15 protein-coding genes are annotated in these 20,668 nt (G+C 53.7%); all 15 read right to left on the bottom strand.

The features are described from left to right. Positions 1-97: 97 nt before the first annotated feature. Positions 98-3,370 (bottom strand): phage tail tape measure protein, encoded by a 3,273-nt coding sequence (locus G8759_RS25275; RefSeq protein ID WP_167214467.1) that lies wholly within the window; start codon positions 3,368-3,370, stop codon positions 98-100. A 56-nt stretch (positions 3,371-3,426) separates the two neighbouring features. Continuing rightward, a complete protein-coding gene (locus G8759_RS25270; RefSeq protein ID WP_167214463.1) occupies positions 3,427-3,924 on the bottom strand; it encodes a hypothetical protein in 498 nt (165 codons plus the stop codon). Continuing rightward, on the bottom strand, positions 3,921-6,011 hold the full coding sequence (locus G8759_RS25265) for a hypothetical protein (protein ID WP_167214460.1): 2,091 nt from the start codon (positions 6,009-6,011) through the stop codon (positions 3,921-3,923). The genes G8759_RS25270 and G8759_RS25265 overlap by 4 nt, the downstream gene beginning before the upstream one ends. Beyond that, positions 6,011-7,249, bottom strand: a complete 1,239-nt coding sequence (locus G8759_RS25260) for an SGNH/GDSL hydrolase family protein (RefSeq protein ID WP_167214457.1) — start codon at positions 7,247-7,249, stop codon at positions 6,011-6,013. Before G8759_RS25260 ends, G8759_RS25265 begins: the two co-directional genes overlap by 1 nt. A gap of 1 nt (position 7,250) precedes the next feature. After that, entirely contained in the window at positions 7,251-8,015 is a 765-nt protein-coding gene (locus G8759_RS35715; protein ID WP_197933049.1) for a hypothetical protein, read from the bottom strand. Positions 8,016-8,023: 8 nt separating this feature from the next. After that, positions 8,024-8,503 (bottom strand): hypothetical protein, encoded by a 480-nt coding sequence (locus G8759_RS25250; RefSeq protein WP_167214454.1) that lies wholly within the window; start codon positions 8,501-8,503, stop codon positions 8,024-8,026. A gap of 26 nt (positions 8,504-8,529) precedes the next feature. Further along, positions 8,530-8,874 (bottom strand): hypothetical protein, encoded by a 345-nt coding sequence (locus G8759_RS25245; protein ID WP_167214451.1) that lies wholly within the window; start codon positions 8,872-8,874, stop codon positions 8,530-8,532. Positions 8,875-8,885: 11 nt separating this feature from the next. Beyond that, complete coding sequence (locus G8759_RS25240; protein WP_167214448.1) at positions 8,886-11,774, bottom strand: hypothetical protein; 2,889 nt, start codon at positions 11,772-11,774, stop codon at positions 8,886-8,888. 35 nt (positions 11,775-11,809) lie between these two features. After that, positions 11,810-13,690: a hypothetical protein gene (locus G8759_RS25235; protein WP_167214444.1), complete on the bottom strand. Its 1,881-nt coding sequence runs from the start codon at positions 13,688-13,690 to the stop codon at positions 11,810-11,812. A gap of 1 nt (position 13,691) precedes the next feature. Then, positions 13,692-14,051: a hypothetical protein gene (locus G8759_RS25230; RefSeq protein ID WP_167214441.1), complete on the bottom strand. Its 360-nt coding sequence runs from the start codon at positions 14,049-14,051 to the stop codon at positions 13,692-13,694. 2 nt (positions 14,052-14,053) lie between these two features. Beyond that, positions 14,054-16,858 carry a discoidin domain-containing protein gene (locus G8759_RS25225; protein WP_167214438.1) on the bottom strand — a complete coding sequence of 935 codons (2,805 nt, stop codon included), beginning with the start codon at positions 16,856-16,858 and terminating at the stop codon, positions 14,054-14,056. A 3-nt stretch (positions 16,859-16,861) separates the two neighbouring features. Beyond that, on the bottom strand, positions 16,862-18,844 hold the full coding sequence (locus tag G8759_RS25220; RefSeq protein ID WP_167214433.1) for a hypothetical protein: 1,983 nt from the start codon (positions 18,842-18,844) through the stop codon (positions 16,862-16,864). 70 nt (positions 18,845-18,914) lie between these two features. Continuing rightward, positions 18,915-19,418: a hypothetical protein gene (locus G8759_RS25215; RefSeq protein WP_167214430.1), complete on the bottom strand. Its 504-nt coding sequence runs from the start codon at positions 19,416-19,418 to the stop codon at positions 18,915-18,917. A gap of 3 nt (positions 19,419-19,421) precedes the next feature. Then, positions 19,422-20,324: a hypothetical protein gene (locus G8759_RS25210; protein WP_167214427.1), complete on the bottom strand. Its 903-nt coding sequence runs from the start codon at positions 20,322-20,324 to the stop codon at positions 19,422-19,424. Next, positions 20,324-20,665, bottom strand: a complete 342-nt coding sequence (locus tag G8759_RS25205; RefSeq protein WP_167214423.1) for a hypothetical protein — start codon at positions 20,663-20,665, stop codon at positions 20,324-20,326. Before G8759_RS25205 ends, G8759_RS25210 begins: the two co-directional genes overlap by 1 nt. Positions 20,666-20,668: the final 3 nt, after the last annotated feature.

Raw genomic sequence — 20,668 nt, 5'->3', positions numbered from 1 at the left:
GACCGAATAGTGCGGCACCGCTCCCTCGTGCATTTAAAGAAAACTGAGCGCCACAAAAATATGAAAAAGCCTGACCAATCTGGTCAGGCTTTTTCGGCTATAATTTATTTTCAATTCGAGCCGCTTGCAGATTATCTCGATATTGCTCAAACAGCCGGTAGTTGAGGGCGACGTTCTGATTATTTTTCGATTGAGTCGATGATCGGTTCAGTCTCAGTTCAGTCAGAATGGCCATACCCAACTCCTGACTCATACCCGTCGCCTCTTTGGTATCACTGCCGATGCCAAAGGCACCGGAACTGTAGTCACCGCCAGATCCTCCCAATTGCGAGTAATTACCCGTCTTCTGGGCGACGTCCATCATGCGCGTAAAATCTGCCACCACTGGGTTCTGGAGCGCACGATTCGAAATGACAAACTCCCGACCGGCTTCGCCAGCGATGTACCGACGTCTGCCCATGGTAAACAGGGTTGGGCTATTGACATAACCCGATGGGCCGTCACCGGATCCGGTGAAACCACCGTCTGCAAAGCCGGGTGTCGCCATGGTGACGCCCAGTACGGCCCCCGTTTGGACAGCAGCCTGACCGACCGCTTTGGCAATACCGATTACTGCAGTACCAATTCCTGAACCCGGAATTACGGAGTTCATGACCGATGAAGCGGTCAGGATCAGTGAAATCTGGCGAGCCAGGTTGATGGCAATTTCCGCAATGGCCCAGGCTTTCTGGGCAACCAGAGCCGCCTTTTGAATTAGCGATGCCTGTTTCCAGTAATCCTTATAACTGGCAATGGTTTGTGACCAGTTGTTGCTCATCAAGGCCAGTGCCTGGTTAGCCAGGTTCACCCGAAATTCTTTCTCTTCCTGCGCATGCTGCTTCTTTTTCTCGGTCAACGCCAGATCATTCTCCAGATCGGCCTGCCGAATATCCCGACGAGCCGTGGCCTGATCGCCTTCGTTTTTGGTTTTGCCCGAATCAATATCAGCCGACTCTTTAGCAGCATCCCGAGCCATATCGGCCATTAAATCTTTGTTGCCGACGGCCGCATTCGCGAGCGCTTCAAAGTGCTGTGAGTACAACAATTCGCGGGCTTTCAGATAGGTGGCCTCAACCTGTAATTCAGCCTGCTTGCCCTGCTCTTTGGTCAGACCACCGGCAGCAACGCGACTTTCAATTTCGGATTTCTTCAGATCACGCGTAACCCGCAGTTCTTCCTCGGCAGCGGCCTTAATATTTTTTAGTCGTTCAGCTTCTTCCTTCTGCCGCTTCTCTTCATATTTTTCATAAATCTTATGTTTCTCAACAGCGAGTGCATCTTCGATACCGGCAATCCATACCTTTTTCTTCTCCGCATTAGCGGCTGAGGTACGTACTTCCTCTTTCTCGCGGTCAGCTTTTAACTGGACTTGGGCCAGATCCCGTTTTTCTTCGTCCTTGATCGCATTGACCTGCATCTCTTCGATCGCCAGATCGGCCCGTTTATTGGCCGTTACCTTCGCGTCGGCCAGCCGCTTAGCTTTCTCCTTTTCTTTCGTTTCTTCTTCACTAGGGCCAGCCGGTTTGCCACCTCCCTTACCATCCGGGCCACCGGTACTAGTAGCTTTGGGTGTTCCGGATGGGGTGATGGTCGGCACTTTCAGGTTTTCGCCCGACAGATCCTTGAGCAGGGCCTTGCGTCCTTTGATCTTTTCCGCTAACTCCGCATTCTGGTTATCCAGCTCCCGGAGCTCATCCTGCGTCGCCTGAATAACGTCCCAGGCTCCTGTCGTTGCCTTTTTGCGGTAAGCCATGTTTTCAGCCAGTTGCTTTTCGTCATCTTTCAGGGCATCGGTTTGCGTGCGGATCGCTTCCTCATTTTTGACCTTCAGCATCGCCTGCTGCACACGAATGAACTCGCGTGCCTTCTCGGTATTGATGCCCAATGCGTTTCCGTATTTATCGAACTCGGTAACGGCAGACGGCACGATGTTGGCGACCTCACCGACGATCTTTTTCAGCTCAGCCTGTTCCTCTTTGGTCAGAATGGTTTTAGCGGTGAGTTGATCATGCCGGGTCAGGAGCGGGCTTAAGCTCTGATTCAACTCCATGACCTTCGTTTTTTGATCCTGAAAGGCCATAGCTGCCGCATCCGATGCGGGCGTAACGGCTGTGTTGAGGACATCGGTGAGGGTAGTTGCCCACTCGACCACTTTGGTAAATGCAGGAATCAGGGACGTGCCCAGCGAAACGGCCAACCCTTCTACTCGAGCCCAGAAAACTTCCAGCTGATGATCGAGCGATTTGTTGTTGGTCGCGGCCTGCGAAAAAGCCTCCTGCGAGCCGGTGACTTTCGTGGTTAACTCCGCGATTTCGTCCCGGTGAGCAATGATGTGCTGAGCGGCCGTGATATTCTCTTTGCCAAACAACTTGGTCATTTCGGCAGTCGAGAGGTTCTTTTTGCCCAGGTTCTCCAGTGCTTTCTCCAGTCCAACAACCCGTGGATTGGTATCATCGGAGCCAGCACCGAGCGTTAACAAGACGTTCCGCAGTTGCGTACCGGCTTCCCCACCTTTCAGGGCGATGGTGGACAGGCTTTGCAGGACCGCATTGGTCTGCTCAAAACTGACGCCCTGGGCAGCGGCTACCGTACCGGTGTTTTTCAACGCCACACCCATGTCGGCGATCTCGGCCGAGCCTTCTTTGGCTCCCGCTGCGATGACATTGATAAACCGATTGGCCTGATCCGCACTGGCCCCGAATTCATTGAGCGATTCAGCCGTCACACTAGTTGCTTCAGCCAGATCAATTTTACCCGCCTGCGCGAGGGTCAGTGCGGCCTGCGTTGTTTGAACGAGTAGCTCTTTTTGAGCCAGCAATTCTGGCTTTGCTGAGGCCATGAGCTTGTAAGCCTCCAGCATCTCAGCGCCCGATTTACCGACAGACGGCCCTGTCCGGGCAGCTTCCTGATTGAGGTAAGCGAGATCCTTGCCCGTGGCACCGGTGACAGCCGATAGCTCCTGACTGGCCGCATTAAATTCCCGGTAGCTGGTAATGGCTTTGCTGATGCCCCCAGTGACCGCTGAAAAAGCGGTGCTGACCAGGTCGCCCCCAATAACACCCGCCATCGTGGAGGCCGCATTGGTTTTAAACCGCGACCAGGCAGTTGAGGTCTCATTAATGCGGCCCGTCATCTCGCGCTGGGCCTTATTGAGCGCCTGATAATCGCGTAATTTTTGCTGGTAAGCAGCCGGATCGTCGGCCTCCTTCATTTTCAGGAGTGCTGATCGAGCACGGGTAGCCTCTAGGGTGACTTCCTTGAGGCTGGCCTTTGATTGTTGACCATTAATGACCAGGTCGATAACGGCGCGGTCGGTCTGTGTTTTTGCCATGGTCGGATTCGGGTTAGGTCTCCGCCAGGCACTGATGTAAGAGAGAGAAGAGGTTGTTAAACGTGAATCGTTACCGATCCATCCAGATAGCTTTCCAGGGCATCCAGGGTTGTGTTGACATAATGCCTGGCCAGCAACTCACGTAGCCGATGGGTTTCATACCCTTTCCGTTTACTGTACCAGCGTTTGGGTCTGCGCACCATGGGTTCCCCGTTTTTGCGCACCCGGTTGTATTTAGCTTCAGCCGCATCGATCCCATTGCCGACGCCCATATCGACAAACCGACCACGGATCAAAAAACTAATCTGTGAGCCGAGCAGGCCACCTTCGGAATCACCATAGACCCGGCTCCGCCAGTCACGCATCAAGGCACCGGTGATCCGACGGCGTTTGGCCCGACGACGGCTGGAGCGGATCGGGGTGGCATACACTTTCTCGGCCAGCTCGCCCTGAAACCGCTCGACGGTAATGCCATTCCAGCCCTGAAGGATGCCCTTCAGGTTAATCTTCTGATTGATATCCAGATCCCGATAGGTCAGCTCCGTATTCGTCATGTCAGTAGGTTATAGCCATCTCCCGGATCGAGCTGGAGCGTTTGGCGGAGCGAGTTCGGTTTGGAGCCTGTATCATTAATGACGGGTCTGACCTGCATAATGATGTAATTGGTTTCCAAAATCTGCGTGGTGCCATTGGCGGTATAGTGGAGCTGTCCTTCATCATACACTTCGCGGAACTGATTGGTCAGCGCATCGTAGCCAATCCATCGTTTCCGACGAATGGTCAGATCCAGATTATTGACGACAGCTGGCGTGGTTTTGGTCTGATCGGCCCAAAATTTGACCGTGTAGGTTTTCACCGTCGTCTCATCGCCAATACTGCCCGTACGCGTTTCAGCGCTGGCGATCCATTCGATCCACACGATTGGATCATCGACGTCCGCTGATTGATCGATGCCGGAGGGCAGACTGAGTACTTCGAGCCGAACCATCGATTTTCCATCCAGACCCGGCGAATCGGCCTGCAGTTTCGATACCAGATAAATTCGGCGGATCTGATCCTCCAGGCAGAGTGCCACAGCCCGGTGCAACTGGAGCTGAGCTAGTACCGCCACGGGCAGCAGGAGCGGTACCGACACTTTCTGGGTGTTATCCCGGAAATAATAATAAGCTCTCAGAAATTGCCGCCAGGCTCCATACCAGCCCGATATCGTCAGCGCCTGCGAACCGGTTATGATCTGTCGGCCGTCACGCACATCATTGGTGGCCAGTGGGTAGGCATGCCCGGCGCTGTCCTGGGTCATACCCCGGTAGGAGAGTAGTTTCAGCCCGATATCGTTTTGCCGTTTGCCCTGATCGTTCAATGAGCGCTCGGATACTTTGTAATTTAAATCGAGTGTATTGCCCGCCTGACGCAAGGTAGGAACCTGCCACTGCGCGGTCTGACCAGTCGGAGCCAGCGGTGATGGATCGATGATCATCTGGCAGGTACCGACTTTCAGACTAATCGGCTGTCCACCTTTACCCGAAACATAAGGAGCGGGCTGGATGAGATTGCCTTTCTGATCTTTATACAGGTCGTCTCCCGAATCGATAAACTCAGCGACCGAAAAACCTTTCAGATCGGGCTCGTCGATGTCGTAATTGCCGGACTGATATTCGGTCAGATCGATAGCCGCTCCCGCCCGGACCATATCCACAAAGCGTTCCATGTAGCAGGTGCGGGTATTGGAATTAAATCCAAACACCAGCCCGAATCGCCCTTTGATGGCTTTTAAAAAATCGCTTACACTCATATCGGGCAGGTGCATACCAGCGGTCACCCGGTGGCCCTGTAGAATCCCAGCCGGATCGGAAAAAATTGGCCCGATTTTACAGTTCATGGCTGTTTGGTTGACGATCACTAACCGCTGCACTTCTTCACTGGCCAGCCAGCTCGATTCGATCCGGTAGCCAGCCAGCGCCATGATACGCTCCAGCACCCACGATAAATAAAATTGGGGTACGACCGTAAAGCCTTTTTCATTCGGAACAAAGCCACCATCCTGATGAAAGCCTGGTTGACCAGTGGGGAGCCGCTGCCAGACATTCACATAGGTTTGTTTAGTGAAGCCAGGCAGCTTGACGTTATCGAGCGTGTCTTCCCAAAAGCCTTCGTTACGAATCGGAAAAAACGTGAGTGGAAACTGCCCCGGAGGCATGGCCGCAATCGCTTTCATCCGATCAGCCAGAATGGGCGTCACGGTATTAACCGCATCGATAATACCCGTTCCTAACCGAATCACGTCGGGCAGGGCTTCGAGCAGCGTAAGCCGCCGGAGTTTGTCATACACCTCGGCACTGTCGATTTTCAGATACCCATTGAGTTTGCCGTTTTGTACTTTGAAGGCAAAGATGCACCGGCGATACAGCACGCCCTCCATCTGTACTGTCACCGGCATGGTCTGGCGAGGCAGAGCCGCATCTACCCGGTAGCCATAGCCCACAAAGCGTTTGTTGGCATCGTTTAACGGCGCATCGATCGGATACGAAATCTCAGCTGGCAGCTCATCATCCGTCAGCCAGGCGACGGCCTGCTCGGTGATCAGATTCTGATCGCCGAACAGCTGAAGTGTTTCGCCCGCTTCGTTAGTGATGGCAATCATTAGAACGATGAATAAAAGGGTGTTGTCTTGATGATGGCGTAAAGTCCTTTTCCGATGAGCGTACTGCCAATGCCCGACGGATGTACGCGGTTGGTAGCGGTGCGATCGGCACTGGAAATATTCACGTCCGCTGTTGCGGTGGCATTCAGGCTATAGGCTGTACTGGCATCATAGTAATAGACTCGGTTGGCTGTCGAGACCAGCGCACTCATGGCCGACCGGTAGCCAGCTACGTTTGAGACATAGGGCGTCTTGTCCGTGACGGGCATTCCAATTAGTATGATCGATGGTTTGGGGACCGTTGGGTCATCGACTAAGCGGATATTCCATTGCCGGTTCCGCCAGCGAATGATCTCGTTGAGCTCATCGGTAAACTGCTGGTTGACCGCCGATGAGCCGGCATTGTTAAAGCCCACAAACACTGTCAGCAAATCAAAGGGAATGTCATCGAGTGTACCGTTCCGGATGGCTTCCACCAAATCGGTGGATGTTCCCGAGTCGAGGTGTCGATTGACCAGGCGGGTTATTTTTCCTTCAGCGATTAAACTGTCCACCCCCACGAACGAATAATGCCAACGGCCCATGTAACGTTTACCACCGGCATCATTACCCATCGCATTCGCCCCCGACATGCTATCGCCGATATTCAACCAAACCTTACGGGCATTCCAAACCTGGTGATTGGTGAATTCGGTGCCATTGACCATGGCCGTGACGGCCGCAGCCTTAATGGAATCACTGACGATACGTGGGGCTAAATATTGGCTGAAAACAGTGATCTGGGCACCTTCATAGAGGTATTTGGGCAGGGTAGCCCGGTATGTATTACCTGGTGCTGCAATGACATTCAGCGGGATCGAAGACCCGCCTACCGTATTGGAAGCCGAATAGTTTCCATGTTTGATGAAGCCCGCAATGGCCAGTGGTTGATCAGATTGGATAATCAGTTCGCCATCGGCCAGTACGCAGCCTGGCGTTACTATAAATGTTGTCGAGGGGCCAGAACTGCCGGGTGTTCGCACTGTACGACTAGCTCCCGTCTGCGTACTGGCAAACGACATATTAGGCAAATGGCCCTCCTTCAAAATGCGGTAGGCCCGATCATCCACAGAACGGATGTGCAGGTCATTATTGGTTACCTTAACCGGAGGCAATACGCCAATATCAACCTGACGGTTTGGAATGGATTGTGCCAGGGCAGTACTGGCCAAAAACAGGAGTGCGAGTATCGTTTTCATCTTAAAAAAGAGGGTATTGCAAGGGTTGATTGTCGCCGTCATAGATGTACTTATTGGTTCGATTGCCGTCTGATTCATCCGTGGTGACTGTAATGATTTTAGGCTGGGGGCCTGCTGCGGCTGCATTGGCCAGGGCTTTTGTAGCGACCGTTACGCGCAGGTAATAGCCCTGTAAAAGCGTAGTAACTTCAGCTTGCGTGTAGGTCTGACTTTTGGTGTACGCATCTGTAATACCATAGCCTGCCAGCGTTCCCGGATGGCTGATCAGATCGGCAAACATCAACTGGACAGCGCCCTGTCGACCGGCCACACTTTGCACCAGGTTGCTGGCTGGATCACCCGTGTCACCCTTGGGGCCAGCCGGACCGACGGGGCCTGTATCGCCCTTCAGGGTGATGTACTGGACCGCCGTTGGCGTTCGGGCAGACGTTGGCGTTTTGCTGGCCTGCAACCAGCCCGCATAGCGAATCAGGGGACCAATTTTTACCTCAACAAATGCCCGGACCAGGTTGCTGGCGGGAAAGGTGATTTTCAGGTTCAATCCGTCCCGACTCAGGACGGGCTGTGGACTCACTTTCCCGGCCTGCAGTAAATCACTCTCCAGCGCTCGAGCCGTGATCACCTGGCTTGTGTCGGAGGGAGCCAGGTTGATGGTTGCCTCAACAGGGTTGCCTAGATAGCCCGAATAGTTCAGCTCCAGTGGGCGGTTTGGAGTCTGGGCCAGTGCCGATACCGACACCAGCCACAGAAACAGCAGTTTTTTCATGGAATCGATTACGGAATTGAAGGGCCACCACTGGCGCGAACCCAGACGATTGCTTTGGTCACATAATTATCCTGACTATCGTAATAGTCATGTTCCCAAACCATTGTGTTTCCACCATTCTGGAAATACACTCTGTAATTTTTATCGACCATACCACGGCCAAAGCTGAAGGGCAACGAATCATCATTGCAATACCATTGCACCTGCTCACCGCTCATGTTGGTCATTGTCTCAAACTCGATTGAGTTAATGGCAGCAGCGGCATTGATAGAGCTGGTCGAAGTCGCTGCACACTGCGTGAGGTTGTTAAACGTCAGGGTGCCATGTCGAAGATCTGGCCACTGTTCGACATAGATCCAAGAGTTTGAAATGGGGCACGAAGGGTGAGCCACATTCCAGAAGTAAATGGAAAAATAGCCAGAACCATCGTTGTAGAAAGCATCCAGTTTCCACTGGCCAGCCATGGCTGCTAATTCACTTGTTGTCATTCTATAGGTAGTTGAAATGGTTGCAGTTAATAGATGTGATGGGCTGGCGTTACCGTGTGCCGGAACGCCTTGACCACCGCGATCAGGATGTCGAGAATGGGCCGCTCTGAATCCTCGGCAAACCGGAGCTCACTCTGATACTGATAGATCAGCAGTTGATCGGTTGTGGCCGAGGGGTTATTCAGCACATAGGACAGCTCCAACGCATAGGGAGGCAGATGGTGTCCCGCGCAGTGCTCCGATATTTCCTTCTGAAAGAAGGGCTCGTGCGGCAGCAGAATGCCGACCGCTGCATAAAACAGTTTAGCCAGGTTGATGTAGTCCGCATGCGTGCGGAACGGCTCTAGATTCGGAGTTGGATTAATTAACATGGCGAGTTGATTTAGTTGCCCAGGTGAGTGCCGAAAGACCAGTAATAGATTTCCCATTTCTCGTTGGTCACGTCCGGATAGGGAGAGCGGTGCGAAATGGCCACGCTGGCCACGTTGCCCGACCAGTTGGGATCACCTGACATGTCGATATCGACCACACCAACCTGACCCGTGATGTTGGGCAGGGTGAATTCTTTATAGAACTCCTGTCCGGTACCGGGGCCAGCTTTGCGGTAGCGGAGCCACATCGTGTTGGTGGTTGATGTGAAGGCTCCCTTGATGTAGATGTGCTTATTGTTGGTCGCATCCACCCACACTTCAGGCGGGCCGATGTTCATATCCTTACCGTTGTTCTCGTTGTTGAACATCGGGGTAATCACCAGCTTGTTTGTGATATTACTTTCCCGCTGATCCTGACAATTGTGATAGAGAAAACCACGACGTGAAGGCGTATTGAACACAAACTGCGGATGACCATCCCAGTGCGGCTGCGCATTCACCCAAGCCCGCGCATCGGATTCATTAGCAAATTCACCCACGGCACTGTCAAAGTCATAAACCCCGTTGGGATCGAGCGAAAGCTGCGGAGTTGCCGAGATGTAGTAGGAAGGAAATTGAACGCTCGTCGATGTCGTAAAGCCTTCGTTGTTGAACTTACCGGCGGTCCACCGGCTGGTGTACATCATCAGCACCAGACACCGACCATTCATTGGGTTTTTGGCCAATAGAAACGGTTCTGATGTCAAAACGGGCTGCTGAATCCCTTCCGAATTAATCGGGTAATTGGTCAGCGGTGCGTTCGTATAAGGCGTGCCGGCACAGTAATAGATATCGCGGTAATCGACTACCTGATAGAGACAGGGAGCCTCCTGCTGGCGGGGTGTTGGGAATTTAGAAGCCCACGGATCATCCCGGAACAGGCTCAAACGCGCATGAATCCGGAAGGCTCGATTGCTCGTCGGATCTTTACTGATCCAGTTTTCGGTGTAAGCCTTGGCGAAAATGCCCACCATGTCCCACTGGAGACCCTGCGATTTAATGTAAATCGTAGACCCATCGTTGTGATGTTTGTGGGTAATACCGTACGTCGGATTCTGACCCGCATCACCACCCATGACCGGGTTATAACCAATTGAACCCGAACCAGGCGGATGCATTTGGGCCGTCGACTGACCATTCTCCTCATAGTGTCCCTCGGTCTGATCCGGGTGAGCCGGATCATAGGCACCAGACGGGTTGGCATACCAGCTCCACATTAACTGGCGACCCGCATCGGTTTTGCCGTTGCCCCAAACCGGTGAGTTAACCAGGTTCTTGCCGGAGCTGGCATCAGGGAACGAGAGTAAGTCAACCACCGAACCCACCTGCGTATTGACCGCAATCTGGGCACCGATGCTGTTGGTTAAAAACGAACGCGGGAACTGATCAGCGGGGTTTGGCCGGGTGGTTTCCGATAGCTCGACATAGTTGGTATTGGCCCCCCAAATATTGCCATAGCCGCCATTGGTGGCAATCTGGCCACCGGTACCGCCACCAGGCTGTGTCGTACTGGTGGTTCCCGTTAATTGAGCCGCAATTCGGGCTGCTATTTCGGCATGACCCGCATCGTTCCAGTGCGACCGAATCCCCGCATCGGAATACGGAACACCTAAAGGGTCGGTCGTTGCCTGATAGGCTGGGTAATCAATGCGATCGCTAAAATTGACAAACTTGTAATTGTGCAGGCTCGCATACTCCTGCAGGGCGGCACTGGAGGTGGTATGACCACCCCAAAAGCTACTGCGTAAAACAACCGTATAGGTTGTCGATTTAGGAACGGTCGAGATAACCTGGTCGAGCCCCGCGAAAAACTCCGTTTTGTTAAACGTTGCTTCGTTAATGTTCTCGCCAATACTTAATACGAGCAGATCAAACTGGGGCGGACTGTTGTTAAAATTGTAATTCAGATTCCCGGTTATATAGTTGCTGTAGGGATACTGATTGCCCAGATACGAGCCTTCGAAAACGCTGCCTCCCGCTGTGACATACGCCGAAAAGTTGGGGTTCGCTGTCTTCAGCGCTGTCTCCAGCACATGGCAGTAATCGTGAGCCAGATCTGAAGCGGCCATACCCCGCTCAGCTGTCCACTGCGAATTGGGAATAACACCAACCCGGTTGAAGCTATTGCCCCAAAAATAGCCGTGCTGAAACGCTAAGAGACCAGTAGTGGAGCCAGGGTTGGTGGACGTGCCTGATCCCGGATTGGTAACGGTGGTCGAGCCCGCCCGACTGACCACGATCTTGTCAGAGGCAAAGTAGCCGTTCGGGGTAATTTTTACACTGTTGGTACCTGCCGTAAAGCCAGGTACCGTCGCTGAAACCGTACTTAAAACGCCCCCCGTGGCGTTCAGAGGAATCGAGGTGGGTGAGCCGTTATTGACACTGACCACCGCCGTGGGGGGCGAGCTGTTCGATTGATAGGTTAAGGTGATGGTATAACTCCCAGGGGCCGGAATGCTGGACACCGAATAGGTCAGCTCACCGTCTTTAATTTGCCCACCTTCAGCACCGGGTTTGTCGTACACCGCTCCGGAGCCGGCAGCCGCTTCGGCCTGAAACGTCTGGTTGTAGGCCACAGAAATAACAGTGGCACAGGTCGGTTTGGTTAAAGGAGCCCGGACGCCGATTGGGATGGGGCAACCATCCTCAGTATAGCGAACGACCAGTCCATTGGAAACGGCCTGACGAAAGGACTCATACCCCTGATCGTTACTCGGATAGGTCGAGACGTCGCGGGTGGCGGAGACCTTATAGAGGTCAATCGTCGAATTCTTTTTTCGGATGATGAAGTACTCAGTTTCCTGAGCAAACCCAGCCAGGGCCAGGCTCAACAGAGCCAATAAGGAGAGTAACTTTTTCATGGAGAAGTACTGTACGGGTTAGGGGCAATCAGGCACTAATTGGTTAGAGCAGCGGGGATGGTCTCGCTATTGCTGGCTGTGAACCGATAATCACCGGTCCAGGTGAAGGTCTCGGGTGTTTGAAGCAGTGGGGTGGTGAAGCGAAAGCGCAGGTGCTGGGGCAGGATGGTCGTCCCGTTCGGCACGTCGGGAATCTGCCAGGCATCGAGATAGGTATTCTGGCCGGTGATGTTAAAATGGGTCGAGCCCGACTTCCAGGTACCCGTATCAACCCAGACATCAACCCGAACCACATCACTGGGATCGAGCATGGGCCAGCAGGCAAAGAGCTGCACGTGATTGCCTGTTTCGGAAAGCCGCCCTCTTATGGCTGGCTCCTTCCATTTATCGGCATTTACATCGATACCCCGGTGGGGCCGGATCCAATACCAATTGCCCCAGGGACGGCCTTCAAATTCACTGTACCGATGCAAGCCCTTGACGATGTATTCGAACTGGCCTAGATTCGTTTTATAGCCGCCATTATTGACGGTTACGCCGGGCAATTGCACGGCCTGAGAGTCAAAATTGGTGGGGCCTCGCTGGAGATATTCCCCATGCCAGAGGAATTCAGCATCATGCATCAAGGCCCTAAAAATGGTGCCTCGCTCCTGAGCCGCCGGATCGATCGGCCGGGGATCGCCCTGGCCCGGCGCGTTAGCTTCCTCGGTGTTGGTCCTATACCAGTCACCGAGCATTACCCCCGTAAAGTCTGAACTCCGATCATTCTTGCGTAGCGCATACGTCCGGCCATTCATCCAGAAACGGTTGGCTTCTTCGCCAGCCATTTCCTCATAGATCCAGTTCGTATGATACTCGTATTCATTCTGATTGAAGTAATTCGGATCAGACCCATACACCGTAAAGGTTTTACCGAAGAGGGTTGTGGTTGAGTTATCCGTGCGCAGAACGCGTCGACCGGCAACCATTACATAGCCACCCTGGGGATCCTTCTTGTAGATGGTGGACATCGCACCAATGGTGGTGCGCCAGTAATGATCACCAGCCGCCACACCACCGCCGTTGGCTCGTAAAGCCACAGCCAGCGGGTTATTGACATCTAAGGGGGCGCTAGTGTTGCCTGTGCTCCACCAGAAATTTGGTCCATAAATGGGGTGCTCGGTGAATAAATACCCACCAATGCTTCGCCCCATGTCGGCATAGCCATTGTAGCCTGGTGCATGGATCGGCTTGGGGCCGTAACTAAACACTTTGCTGGTCGTGCAGACCTCCAGAATCCCCTGGTAGAGATAGCCCACAAATAGGCGAAGTGAGCCTTCGCCACCGGCATCCCAGTAGTGGGCGCTTTCCTCATCGATCGTCACCCATTTTGGGATTTTACCCCCACAGATGGAATTCTTAATCAAATCACCCATCCAGTGGCCCATTAGTTTGGCGGCGGTGGGGTCGGTGACGGGTATCAACGAGTTGATATACTGGCCGATTTTGTCCTTTAAATCACCGGCGGGTAAAGCGTTATACGGATTTTTTAAATAATCCGGCATCTGGCTAGCCGTGCCTGGCATGAGCACATAGCCCATGTAAGCACTGCCTGCATTGTTGAGAATGTCCTGATTATTGACGGCATCATTGCCGGTTCCGGAATAGTTCAGGTTGGGCACTAACTGCCGAAAACCATGCGTCAGAAAATCATCGTCCCACTGGCCGATGTCTCCGCTCCGCTTGACAAAACGTGGGCCCCAGTAGATCCAATCCTTATTAATGGAGAATCTGGGGAACCGCTTCCAGTTGACGACTGCCTTCGCTTCCTGAGGAGCGTAGGTATAGTCGTTGCCGTTTTCGCGCAGGGTCGGTCGGTAGGTCTGAGCCTGAAGGCTACTGCTGATCAGCAACCAGAGTAAAAGCAGCTTTTTCATGTTAGGGTTGTATTTGATCGATCAGGATAACCGGGTTGGAGAACGTGACTTTCGTGTTCAGATCGTCGTGATCATTGGGGTCGCCATTCGGCCAGGCCGAACCATCGGTCGGTAATGGATTATTGGTTCCGTTGCCATGTGGGTGCGCCGGATCGTAGATGGCCTCCGTTTCATTGGGATCGCCACAATCGCGGGTTTTTAACTGAAAGCCAGCGGGCGCATCAGGCACCACGTCCACCAGCACAAAGCCCGGTGGCAGGTTGCCCGATACTACCGCGCAGCCAGCGCCAAAGGCTACCTGGAGAAATTTGCTCATGCCGTTCACCGTGATCGGCACATAGTCGAAGTCAGTTACTGCCATAGTCAGGGTGCGGTATAGATGGTTTGGCGGGCCTGGCTACTGCTTGGCCGGTTGATGGTGAGCTGGAGTTCCACCGATGGATTATCCACTGTGCGCAGGTAGAGCTTGAACTGAGCGGGGGTGTCCCGGATCAGGGCACACACTTTCTGATAGCCTGCCGGATCGTTGTCAAAGTCAGCGCCATTGAGCCAGCCCCCGTTGGCTTTAATCTGAGCCGCATAGGAGCCCTGAGCTGGCCACTCGACCGTATACTGGACTCCAGCGGCTATATCGGTTTTGACATACCAGTGGAAGGTGGCCGATACATCGTGGAAGTAGCGGAAATCGACCGCCATGATTTTACTGGGCTGGGCCGGTGAGGCCACATTAACCAGCTGCACGGTCTTGGTAATGGTGCTATTACCGGGGAAGGTGAATCGCAGGGTAATATTCACATCCCCCGTGATGCTGTTAGCCGGCAGCGTCACGGTTCCGGTACCCGCGGAGCCAGTCGCATAGCTTAGTCCATTCGGATAGGCCGGATCCACCGAGTAAGCACCTCCGCCTGTGTAAAGTCTGGTGCTGTTATCGTCGTAGCGTTCAATAACCTGGTAGTTGCCGGTGACAGTCGCCGTGGCACTTTCATTCAGGGTCAGATCACCTGTTATGTCGTAGCCCGTGAAGCTTGGACCGGTGTCGGCTACATTGACCAGGGCAATCGTTTTTTCGATAAACCCACCGCCGGCCGGGAAGGTGAAGCGCAGCACACTGTTGAGATTCGCGGTGATCGAACCGGCTGGCAGGGTCACCGTGCCGATCGCATTGGCACCCGTAGTGGCCGTCATGCCATCGGGATAGGGAGCAATGATGCCGTAAGCGCCCGCCTGGGTGTATTGCTGGGTAGATCCATCCGACATTTCAGCGGTGATCTTGAAGGTACCAGCGGCTCCGCCCTCGGTGATAGTGGTTGAATCTTCGATCCGATCAATGCGGTAGCTCACGATATAGACCGTAATCGAGGCATCATAGACGTTGACGTCCTTGGTCGCTGACAGACCCAGATAACTGGCCTTCGGCGTCACCGTCCGGGTATCGCCTGCGGTGCTGTTGGTAGCCGCCGTCAACCGGGCCTGATTACCGACCAAGGCAAAACCCACATCCGTGCCGGTGATCGAGAGCGTGGCCAGCGTCGTGACATCTTCGGAATCCCCGTTCGTGTAGAACAAAAAGACCTGGTAGTCTTTGTTGGTCCCCTCGTTCATCCCCGAATCACCAAACAACACCAGCTTTTGGGGCTGACGGTTTTGTGCCGGGCCATCCAACGGTGTGAAGGTGGGAGCCAGCACACGAATTTCACCAAAGCGAACGTAGCCGCATCCGGAGCCGCCTGCCTCCAGAGCATTCCGACTGGTGACTAGTTTGACGTAGCGAACGGTTCGGTAATTGTTCGACAGATCCTTTTCCACCGGCAGTACGATTTCTGCCGATGTTCGGGACTGATTCAAGACCGTACACATCACAAACCAGCTGGTTCCGTCGAGCGATCCCCAAATCACATAATCGAAGGGTAGCCAGGTAGCGCCATCCCCGGCTGGATGCGGCATAATTGAGATCGTCTGGGGAGCCGCTGTCCCATTGAGATCAATCTGAATGGTAGACGGTGTCGTTTCAGCGATACAGGACGAAGTCCAGCCGGTTGCGTTATTGTCATCGGTCAGGTGGGCTGGTAGCCAGTCATCACTCCAGCCCACAAACTCAGCCGTGACGGTTTTGCTTTGAGCCACATTGAGCAGGTTCGATAGATCCAGACAAGCCTCAGCGGAGGTTTTTGGCGAGAATCGGAAGGCGTTGTTCCCGGATACCGGCTTCAGCTCGACGGTAATGGCGGTGCCATTCCGGAACGAACTCGGCACATTATACGAGAACCCATAAATATGGCCCGTCGTATTGGTTAGGTTGTTAGCCTGGCTGACATCGGAACGCGATTGAGTGGCCGTGATTGTCGTGGCCAGAATGCCATTAATGTAGATTCTTGCCTGCGCGGGAATGTTGGGGTGGTTGAGATCGGCCACCCAGCCCGTGATCTGAAAGCAGTTGACCACATCCAACGAGCCGTCATAATTGGGGCCTAAAAGACCGACTGGCTCGAAGTATTTCGGTGCACCCGCCACCGTAAAGGCGATAATTGGATCGGTCAGCGTGGTGCCTTTTGAGTGCGTTTTGCCGTTAAACGTGGCGGTAACGGTATAAGCTCCACCGACCTCGGCGTTGGGGCCGGGCGTCATCAAACCACTGGCAAAGTTGATGGTCGCATCAACCCCCTGTACGGTGAAGACTGCGCCAATAGCGGGTTTGCTGGTGCCATCGGTATAGTAGGCCGTGGCCACAAACTGACCCGTCTGATTTTTGGGAAACGCATTGGGGCCAGTCACCCGGATGTAGTCGAGGATTTTGCCTCCTCTGCGCCACATTTTACCCAGATCGTCAATCACCACCGTTGCATAATCCGCATCAGTCGTTGTCGGCAAATCCGAAATAATGCCGCCCATCAAACGCAGGATCTGATCGGTCCAGCCGCGTTTAGCGGGTGTGCCCCGCTTAGCGATCGTATCAAAGATGGCCTCGGAGGAGTCCTCTCCGAAGATGATGGTCACATCCTTGATGATGTTCTGCTCCTGATGTCGGCAATGGACTGTGTACAGCGTTCCGACCACGAAAGCAGAGCCATCGGGCTTGGTTGAAAATTTGGGTGAGCTCTGCCAGGTTTGCGAATCCAGCGAGTAGTCCCAGCCGTCCCCGATCGGGGTATCAATGCGAATGCCTGGCATAGCTTATTGGGGTTCGTCATCGCCAGTCCAGCTGCGGGCAACTGGGCGAAAGCCGACAAGTTTTTTGATTTGTGTAAACGCGTTCAGTAGAGCCAGATCGCCCGTTTCGTCTATGGTCAGCACGTCCGTCAGACCCGCCGAATCACGGCTGAAAGGCTTGTTGATCAGATCAGCCTGGTAGTCGATTTTGGAATCTTTTCTGTAGAAAAGCTGGGAGGCTGTATCCTGCTTCAGGTAGCCTTGAAGGGCATGATTCCCCCACGCATACGCCTGATTCCAGTTGCCCACTTTCTGATCAGTTATCCCACGCACCACATCCGGCACCGTATGGTCGACCGAATCGATCACCGTCGGTTGCTCGATGGTCACTGGCCCGGTTGGCGTATTTAAAGGGGGAGCCGGTTCACCGATCAGCTCAGGATCCTGCTCTTCAGAGAAAAACGATTCCTGCCAGCGGTAGACAAACTGAAACGTGTGCGCGTAGAGGTTATCCTGATCCTTCCCCTGCTTAATGCTTTTGGAAACAATGGCGATGGGCAGCGCTTTGGTCGCCTGCATGTGAAACAGGTAGGCTGATCGGTACACATCGTTCCAGCCCATCAATTCGGTGAATGTGCGGTAGCCGGTGGCCACCTCGATCTGCTGCTGCAGGGAGACATCGTACTGGACAAACTGGCCCAGTTCCGCATTATAATGAGCCGGTAAATACTGATTGGCCTGCTCGTAAAAACGGGTTAGCTCATAAGAGCCTTTGCCGAACGTCGTAACCGTATCGACGGCCCCCAGGCTATTGAGATAGGCAAAGTAGCGCGTGAACGGCTCATAACTGGATACCAGAATGAACCGGTACTTCTGCGAATAGTACGCCGTTGAGTCGGTATTGGCCAGCCAGACGGAGTACTCGACCACGGTATCGCCATCGTTCAGCTGATCAGCGATGTTAAGTTGAGCAGGCCCAACGGCATACGTAATTTTTGATCCTTTGGGCCAGGTTTGGGGGGCGTAGCGGGTGTTGTAGTAGAATTTACTGTTGTCAGCAAAGGTGAGCTCCACCAGCAGGTGCACATCGGCCCGATCAGCACGCGTATTGAGAAACGTCAGGAATTGCGGTTCATTCGATCGGACATACCGGGTAAAGGAACCCAGCCGCAAGGCCCGATCGGAACCGGCATCCGGCTGACGCACCACATAACTGGCCAGCTCAAAACCCTGTCCAGCTTGGTGTTGATAATCAACCCCGCCAAAATAAGCCTGGCGCACATCGTCTTTCTGGATCTTACCGACCTGCTGGGGTTGCCCAAACGATTCGGCATAGGTGACGTAGTAGCTGAGCTGCGAACGGGTGGAGCCGGTGGGTTGGTTATAGCTCCAGGTAGGCCAGTCAGGGCCTAACTGACCATGCAGTATTTTGCCCACGTCCATGGTCGCAATGCCCTCGGCATCACAGGCGATCGTCGGCGCAAATATTCGGGTGTAACTACTTTCGCCCGGTCGCTTGACCCAGATCTCGGCATAGACGCCATACTGCTCGCGAACAATCGGGTCAGCTCCCGGCGTACCGACCACCACTTCAATGGCATTACTGACGGCTGGTGCCGAGATATTGAACTGGGGGCCGGGCTGCTTGGCTGCCAGCAGGATCTGATGCAGGTTGATAAAATCAAGCCGCTCGGCGATAAAATCCTCGTAAAAGGGGAAATAGCTCTGAAAGAACTCCAGCAGGGAGTCTACATAAGCCGAAGAACCATCCCCAGCCGGAAATTCATTGGCTTCCGTGGGATTGGTGCGGGCAACAATGGGATGCTCGGTGCCATTCCATTTCAGCCGAATGACGGTGCCCGCCGGTACTGGTCCGGAAAAATTGATAAAGCTCTGGGCCGGTGTTCCGAGCGTAGCCTGCTGACCCGTTCCCTGGAACTGGTAGACCATGCGCCCTCCACGGGTGAGGGCGAAGAGGTCGGGAGTGCTGAGGAGGGTGACGGCCATGCCCGCGAAATACTCCGATCAGCAGGGAGCCAGCCGCGACACCCGCTAAGACGCGCACGAATGACGCGGACTATAAATCGTTCCAGTCATCGGTGTTGACCGCTACTGAAATGGGAAACTGCCACTCAAATGGATACGCCCATCCTGTTGCCGTATCAGCGACGACGGGTGCTTTTTCACCCGGATACTGCTGGGAGCTAACCAGTTTTTTACTGGCTAGAAAGCCACCCGGCAAACTATCCTTGCGGATCCGATTCAGAATGCTGCGGGCAATCTGACGAGCCTGATGACGAGCTTCCCGAATGCTAACGTCATTGCCCTTTTCTAGTTTGCACAAAATGGAAAAGCCACCATTGAGCTGCATGCGAAAATTATCCTGCTTGTAATCCTGATCGTCGAGGTACTCATCGAGCAGCAGGGCCGGAAATTTCAGTTTTTTGCGAACGACATTGTCCAGTTCCGTCATGTTGTCGTCGCGAACCGCATAGAAGGCAGGCTCGGCCTCCGAATGATTAATCTGCTTGTGACGGCGAGCCAGATTTTCAAAATAGTCGATGTATTCCTGTTCGTCCATGGCTTAGCGGCTTTTGTTTTTGGCTTTCTCCAGCTGTTTTTCCAACTCATCTGCCTGACGCATCTGTTCATTGAGCACTTTCAGGGCCAGGTACAGATTGAGCTGCTCGATTAAGCCCACTTTGGTGGCATCGAGCTTAGCCATGTTGATGGCCACATCGAGCCAGTTGCCAGCGGGTTTGTTCGTTTTGGGGACTTCGGCGCCCTCGATTACCTGTTTTTTGGGGAAAACGTACCGAAAACAGCTCTGTAAATACTGCAGGCTGGCATCAAACTGGCTGGCGATGAGCTGCAACAGCGCCGGATCCAGATCCGCAAACAAGGCGGTTCGCTCGGCGAGGGTTTTGCTGGAAAAGGCTTCCCGCTCACCCTGGCGCTGAGGTCGGTAAAGAACAGTCGCTAATTCGGCCAGTTTATCGGTTCTGTAGGCTTTTTCGGCGCAGATAAACTCCTCAAACGTGCAATCCCCCAGGGCTTCAGCCGGAGCGAAATACTGTTTCCGATACCATAACCGGCGGAGTAGCACACCCGGTGTACCATACCGAAAATCGAAGCGCCTGAATTTCTTAACAAGGAAATCCGCCCCCGGTTCGGTCTCTCCAGCCCAGCGAATCAGATCGATCACCGACTGGCCGTACTCTAAAAAGGTCGCCCGATCATCATCATCCAGACCCTGCTGGCGCAGAAACCGCTCATCGAAGAGCCAGCGTTGCTGTTTGGGTTTCATTTGATACAGCATTTGCAAAACGGCAAACTGGGTAGCCGGTTGACTATTGGCCACCGCCCGCCAGCGCATGATGGCCACCGCCTGTTTTACGCTCACTTCATCCCAACTGGAGGGGCCGGTAAACGGGAGCCGGAAACCAGCCCCACGCTGAGTTGAGATATAGAGTTCAAACGTGTTCATTAGGCCGCAGCTTTAGGGATTTCTACCGAAGCCGGTGTCCGACGGACAGGGCTACCATTACGGGGCAGGGTGCTTTTTACCTCGTCCAGTTTGTCGCTCAGATGATCTTTCAGATCGCCGATCGCGCTGGCCAGCTGCCGGTTGGCATCCGCTGAATTATTCTGAGCCATGATGTGCTTTTCCTGCATCTGCAATCCTTGCGCCTGATTTTCTTTCATGGAGGTAAACAAGGCATCCTGGGTCGCTCGCATGGTGTTCCAGACCGTCATTAGAAAATACAGTAGGGCCGCAACGAAAGGCGATAATTTCAATACGTCAGTGAACAACGCTGTCCATTCCATAGG

The sequence above is a fragment of the Spirosoma aureum genome (assembly GCF_011604685.1).
Taxonomy (GTDB): Bacteria; Bacteroidota; Bacteroidia; order Cytophagales; family Spirosomataceae; genus Spirosoma; species Spirosoma aureum.
This window is presented reverse-complemented; position numbering and strand designations above follow the sequence as displayed.